General features: G+C 35.5%; 5 protein-coding genes and 1 pseudogene. 1 reads left to right on the forward strand and 5 read right to left on the reverse strand.

Annotated features, from left to right (window positions below):
• Window positions 1–315: 315 nt before the first annotated feature.
• Window positions 316–807 (reverse strand): Na+/H+ antiporter NhaC family protein, encoded by a 492-nt coding sequence (locus ACRX5O_RS25015; RefSeq protein ID WP_433908413.1) that lies wholly within the window; start codon window positions 805–807, stop codon window positions 316–318.
• A 164-nt stretch (window positions 808–971) separates the two neighbouring features.
• Between ACRX5O_RS25015 and ACRX5O_RS25020 the strand changes: the two genes are divergently transcribed.
• Window positions 972–1,940 (forward strand): hypothetical protein, encoded by a 969-nt coding sequence (locus ACRX5O_RS25020; protein ID WP_433908414.1) that lies wholly within the window; start codon window positions 972–974, stop codon window positions 1,938–1,940.
• A gap of 150 nt (window positions 1,941–2,090) precedes the next feature.
• On the opposite strand, the gene ACRX5O_RS25025 is transcribed toward ACRX5O_RS25020, so the two are convergent.
• From ACRX5O_RS25025 to ACRX5O_RS25040, 4 genes and pseudogenes are all read right to left on the reverse strand, one after another.
• A complete protein-coding gene (locus tag ACRX5O_RS25025) occupies window positions 2,091–2,975 on the reverse strand; it encodes a protein kinase domain-containing protein (protein WP_433908415.1) in 885 nt (294 codons plus the stop codon).
• A gap of 281 nt (window positions 2,976–3,256) precedes the next feature.
• Window positions 3,257–3,682, reverse strand: a complete 426-nt coding sequence (locus ACRX5O_RS25030) for an immunity protein CdiI family protein (protein WP_433908416.1) — start codon at window positions 3,680–3,682, stop codon at window positions 3,257–3,259.
• A gap of 85 nt (window positions 3,683–3,767) precedes the next feature.
• Entirely contained in the window at window positions 3,768–4,295 is a 528-nt protein-coding gene (locus tag ACRX5O_RS25035) for a hypothetical protein (protein ID WP_433908417.1), read from the reverse strand.
• Between the two features lie 481 nt (window positions 4,296–4,776).
• Window positions 4,777–6,073 (reverse strand): annotated as a pseudogene (locus ACRX5O_RS25040) (IS110 family RNA-guided transposase).
• Window positions 6,074–6,945: the final 872 nt, after the last annotated feature.

Below are 6,945 nucleotides of genomic sequence, written 5' to 3' on the forward strand. Positions count from 1 at the left end.
TCCTTCGATATTCATTTGATGCTTATGGTTATCTATTCTAGCATTAATTTGGATAAACGTACAATCAACAATAGATTCATAAGTAACCATGTTTGTATAACTAGCCTACAAACTTAATTTACTATTCTTTAATTTATACTTGAAGACAGCTCAATCAACTCCATTTTTGCGAAGCTTCACTATGATTGTCATTAATTTCAATAACTGTCCCATCTTCTATACTTCCTTCTGGCACTTCTAAACACCTTGCTTATCAGAACAGGCACCCAGAATTAACTGTCAAACACGTTCTGACTCAAGTGTAATATTATATTTTTATTTCGCGATGACTTCTTTATCTACTTCGACCTTCTCTCTTTTTCTAATGAGTAATAAGCAAAGACCACCAATAACTACACTAAGCCCAACAATCGTACTTCCTGAAAGACCCATAGCGATATATCCCAAAAATGCTATAGCTGCCGCCAGTATGGCGTACGGCATCTGTGTCGTAACATGGTCAATATGGTGACAGCCTGAACCAGCTGCAGAAAGGATTGTTGTATCTGAAATCGGAGAGCAATGATCGCCAAAAACTGATCCCGAAAGGACAGCTGCCATCATGGGCAATAGTAAGGATGGATCGGTAGCTACGGCAATTTGCCCTGCAATTGGAAGTAATATTCCAAATGCTCCCCATGAAGTCCCGGTCGAAAAAGCCATAAATCCAGCAAGAATAAACAACATGGCCGGTAAAAATATAACGTCGATATTCGCTTTCAGAACAATATTTGCTAAATAAGTAATTTGAAGGGTTTGATATAACAACCATCGATGAATTCGAGATTAAGTGGCAAGACGATAACGTAGTAATAATTGGTTCTTTAATTGATCAATTACAAACAGGTTCTTCAAGTTCATCTTCTACAACAACTTCAACTCCTTTTGTTAATACAGACAAGGACTGTACAGATTTTGCAACATATGATGAAATGGTTGCTTATTGGAATTCTAAGGGATATTCAGCTACATACGATCCTGAAAATCTGGATGGCTGGGGGAATAGCCAAGTTGACGACGGAATCCCATGCGAAGCACCTTCAGGCTATGATAAAACCAAGATTAATAACAGCCCTGAACAAACGCAATATAAACAAGACCAACAAGACCTAGCAAGTGGTGAACAGCTAGGTTATGCTCAAGGTTTAAAAGATGGCTACTCTGAAGCAATTAGTAATAGCGTAGCGACAACTGGTTCTGATGCATTTAAACAGGGATACGCTTCTGGATACAACAAAGGATATGAGGAAAGTAAAGCCAAAATTGAAGCTGATAAGACAACTGCAACAAACGAAGGTTATGCATTAGGACAAAAACAAGATAACATCGTTATACCAGCAAACTATGAGTCACACCCAGGATTAAAGAAATCCTTTGAAGACGGCTTTAATAAAGCTGTTACAGAAAGAGTGGAAGCAAAAAAAGCAGAATTAAATACTCAAGGCTACAATGACGGTAAAAAAGATGTACACTCTCCCCCGACTGATGTTGAAGAGATTTATATCCAAGCCTACCAAGAGGGATACGATAAAGCACAAAATGAATTAAAGGAAGAATATCAGAAACAAGGGTACGAAGCTGCCTTTAAGTCCGTTACATATAAAGATCCGAATTTATCAAATACTAAATTCGTAGATTGGTATAAAGAAGGGTTTGAATCAAACAAGGAAGTAATTAAGATCAAAGAAGCAGCGCTTACTCTAGGTAAAAATGGAGACGAATTGTCCATCCCTTCCGAATACAAAATAGGAGAAACCATCTTCAAACACTATTATGAAGAAGGTTTTAAAGAGTACGAGGAGGAACGTACTGATAAGATGCAGGTAGGCGCCAGTGTTTTATTCCTAATAGCAGCTGGCTGGGCTGGGAGAAGGATTTATGTAAAAAAAATGAATCGGTAAACGTATACGTCAAAATAAAAAGGACCATATAGGTCATTTTTGTAATTAAGCTAAAGCACCCGTTACTTTAAGTACAATTCTTCACAATGAGTAATAACGTGAAAAAGAAATGGGTGATACCTTTTCGAAGTATCACCCATAGCTTTATTATTATTTTAAAGCGATGTTCCACGCTTCATAAAATTCTTTAACAGTTGAGTAACGATTATCTCGCTCTTTTTCGACAGCTTTAATTGCTACCTCATATAATTTCTTGTCAGCTTCCCACTTTGAAAATGAGTGATCCATTTCGCCACCTAACAACCCAAATGCTATTGCTCCCATTGTAAAAACATTGGTCTTTGAATCAATAGGACTTCCTAGAGTAAACTCTTCTGGAGATTTAGATCTTGTAGCACCCCAAAAATGCTCCCCTAAATCATTTACAGAAGGTGTTTTACGATAAAAATCTATATCACATATTTTTGTTTGATGATTTTTAAAATCGTATAAAATACTTCCATCATAAAAATCTACGGCAACATATCCTTGTGATTCTACATAAATATGAAAAGCAAAAATTGTATTAAGGGCATCAATTCGTTTTTTAATTTCAAGATTCTTAAAACGATAGAACGGTGACTGTGGGTGAGTATATTTAGGTATTTCAGCAAAAGACCAGTGAGAATGCAGGCATTCACCTTCAAACCATTCAAATACTGCTGCATATCCATTTTCAATGGGGAAATGGTCAATTAGTTTTATTAAATTTGGATGTTCCAATTTTTTATAAACTGGTATTGCCTTTATCAAACGGTCAACTGCATCTTTTGGATTACCAGAAAAGTCCATTGGTTTTGCTCCAGCATATTTGACGAAGAACTTTTTGTTGTTTTTTTCTAATCCGAAACTAATATTTCCTGAATCTTGTTCATCGAATACGCAAAAAACATCCCCTAAACTATTTAACCAAAAAAAATTATGATCCTCTTGTAACTGAAAATTTACTTTGTCGATTGCAATTGTAATTAAATTCTTTTGCTCTACATTTTCCACGATTATGATCCTCCTATTGATAGGGATCACGTAGTTTATAGGGGCAATGATACGTTCACCCTTTTAATTGAATGCAACCCCATTAAGTATCATTGTCTTTTTCATAAAACAACGCCTCCTTCCAATCGGTTAAAGTAAATTATACCATTTTTTAGTCATATGTAGTTTAGATTATTAAGTAAATTCAATCTATTGCAATTCTTTTCTTATTAAGCTAACCTGCTCCGTTTGTACAATAAGAGAAAAGAGTGCTACCTATTATAGATCGCACCCTAGTTGCTTTAAAGACGTTTATTATTTGCATAACTTCTTCCCATTGACGAAGGGAAAAACTTTATTTTATATTCACCACTTAGTTCTATCTTAACTTTTTCTGTTAAATAAGTACCTTGTCTGTTATGTTCTTCCTCTATTTCAACACCATTTTCAACTATTTGATCTATATCCCAATCAATCCATTCACCATACTTTGTTGCCCACTTGCTCAATTTCCTTTTTAATTCTTTTGAGATTGGAATATCATCTAAATCAAAATTACAGCCACATTGATTACACCAAATAGGGTCTGCTCCAACATCACCTTCGACCTTTAACTTATATGTTTCTTGTTGTTCACAAAAACACTTCATTTTCGGCTCCTCTGATAAAAACTTTTTATTATCATATAGTACATATTCAAGTCGATTAGGTGTAAATCCTTCTTCCACAAACCTGCTCCTTTAGGACAAGAAAGCGACTGTTCATATAGAACAATCACCCCCGTTAGAATGAACAAGTAAGACCTTTTAATTATCAGCGATAATTCCTAATTGTCTCACTAAAATGTGATTTGTATTTGTTAAATATTCCATCATAAGGAGGAAATAGTTCCCCTTGAGGTTCTTTGGGTAAATTCCCGATATTTTGAAGAGATTTAATATGATGTTCCAAACAAAAATTAACACCCTCAAGTGATTTATTAAAACAGTTTTCTTTTTTACACACATGATTTGATGTTCTAAAGGCATTTTCTTTTAAATACCGTTCCATAAGTGCTAAATAAATTAGAATTTTATCTGGTGCTATATAATGTTCATTCTCCCATTCGACTATTTCAGTAAACGGCACTTTAAACAAATACTCAACATTTCCAAAATTCCACGCAAAACTTCCTTGCCAAAATTGATTACATATATCACATTGATATAGTTTATCTTTACTATTTTTAGGTTTAACAATGGTCTTTAGGTGTGTCTTTAATAGTTTACTTTCTTTTATTCGCTTTGAAATGTCATTTCTTTGTAAATCTAAATCCTTATAATTATCACAAACGCATTTCATTTGGATCTCCATTCACATCTTCATTTTTCTATATTTTAACATATCCTTCTTCAACTAAACTCCCTCAATAAACAAAGTGAAAACTCACGTTTTCTCCAGTATTCGCAGTATTTTATAGAATGTTATTTTAGGGTTAATGCTCGCTATTATGGTTGGATTTATCTCGTAAGGATAAATTTGGGCTTTTGAAGCAAAAAAGACTATTACTCATTAGCCACACACTTACAAAAAATGGTGGATGAGTCAAAATATGATCGCACTGGTGGATGTCCACATTTCTCATGGAGGTCAACCCTCCCATGCCTCACAGAGTCTTCGCTCTCAAATTCCTTCGTCCAACCTTTCCATGAGGTGGATTTCAGTCATGCTGCCCCACAGGGTCCTTGCCCGAAGTTTAGTTGCTTTGCTGACTAATCCGTGCTTCAAATGTACGAGATTTATAACACTTAAAACTCTTTTCTACTTTACTGTTCCTACTGAATTAAGCTGCTTTTTCAACTTCTATGTTTGCTCTCATATGAGGGATATCCTGTAACATTCGCTCTTCACTAAACTCAAATTGTTTCTTACCAATGGCAAAGAATATACGTATTAAGTTATTGCACAAGGCTATCAGAGACTGCATTTTCTTTAGAGGATTATCCGGACGCTGCGTGTAATAGGCATGCAGTGCTTTAAATGCCGAATTCTTAGCGACCATAATCATACAAACCCTGAAGAGGAGAGCCCTCAGCTTCTTCCTACCTCGTTTAGTGATTTTTGTTTGCCCTTTATGCTTGCCAGAGGTGTTCTCCTTCAAGCTCAATCCAGCTAGTTTTATAATTTGTCTAGGATGTGAATAGTCTTGAAGATTCCCAACTTCCGCAAAGAAGCCGGCAACCGTATCTCTTCCCACTCCCTTAATATCTAACATTTGTTGAACACCCGGGATATGCTCAATTAAGTTATCTATCTTACTATCTAGTTCTACGAACTTCTCTTGTATCAAGTCATACTTATCAAGCAGTGTGGCTAGTTCTAATTTAGCCATACCAGCACCTTGACGAAGTCCGATGGACTCTTTTGCTGCTTGTTTTAACTCTATTATTTTGTTTAGTCCTACACTCCGACTAACTGCTTTTCGTAAATGATCCAATAAGTACTGATCAGTGAATTGAATCAGTTCATGTGGTAAGGCTCCTAGCCTTAGAAATTGCAAGGCAGCTTTCCCTTCCCAACTCTTAAAGACGGTTAAAAACTCAGGAAAATACCGATCTAGCCAGTTGTGAATCTGGCCTTGCACCGTTTGAAGGTCATCAGTTAGGAGATCACGTATTTTTTTCGCCACACGGAGTTCTGCATAAACACCTTGTGGAATCGTTGGTCAGCATATCTCCCGTCCTTGACCAACTGTGCGATGGCACTTTAGCGTCTTTCACATCGTTTTTAGTCGGTGAGTTATCGTCGAGTTCCTTACTCTTCTTTACATGTAACGGGTTTACTGCAACAAATTTTATATGTTTTTCTTTTAGTATATGAGCTAGATTTAGCCAATAGTGTCCGGTAGGTTCCATCCCTACTATCACTTTTTGCATCTGTTGTTCTAGCTTTAATTGATTGATCCAATCGAGAAACAGTTCAAATCCTGGCTTGGTATTATCGAAATAACACGGGGAACCTAACTCCATTCCTCTATAGTCCTGAGCCCGTGCCACATGCTTGAATTTCGCAATATCAACGCCTATAATAAGAGTCTGAGAAGTGATTTGAGCAATCTTTTCATTTTGGTTGTAATTCATTTTAAGACCTCCTGGTATTTTGTTGATTGTCCTATTTTGCTCGCCAGCGTTAGGACTCTCTCATTCTACCAGGAGGTTCTTTTTTTATTCAAACCTCATTTTCATTCATTACAGGAATGCTACCCCATTAGTTGAACAAGAAAAATTATATTATGTATGAAAGTGTAGATTGCCGAAATTGCCAGTAAATGTAATTGGTTTTAAAATAGCAATAAACAATCTGGTTTATGGGGTGGTTATAGCTTGAAATATTTTAAGCATTATAAAGCAGCATTTGGATTTATCCCTAGTATGATTTTTTCATTTTTAGGTGTATTACTCGTTTTAAGCAATAATGCATATTGGGTACTATTTACGATTCTTAGCATATTACTTTTATTCGTTGGAGTTTCTTATGCCAAGAAGTATTATATACAATTTGAAGAGACACCCAATTAATTGTTTTATTTGGACAGATCGTTTATCTGTTCTTTTGTTATGTCAAAAACGATTATAAAACTAAACAGCTTCTTCAGTAGAATAAGAAAAAGGCTCTTTAACGAAAGCTCCCGTTAGTTCATTAAGAAAAGGTTGACTTAAATAACCTCCCTTATTGATGTAAAGCACGTATTCCCTGACTATCTTTGAGTGTGGGGTGTTGAAAAAGTAACTTGCTGAAAAGAGCGAGACTTATCTTTTTATTCAGCTACCTAATTCTTGAAAAAAAACTTCGAATAAGAAAAACATAGGGAGATTTTAGTCTTCCTATGTTTTCATTCATATTATTTATCTGTTTGTTCTTGCTTCTTTTTCAAATACTCCGCACGTATTTTTTCAAGTTGCTGCTTTTTATCAAATTTGGCAGGCTTGTGTTTTTCATGATACTTTGTCAC

This window comes from Robertmurraya mesotrionivorans, from assembly GCF_050971805.1.
Classification (GTDB): Bacteria; Bacillota; Bacilli; order Bacillales; family Cytobacillaceae; genus Robertmurraya_A.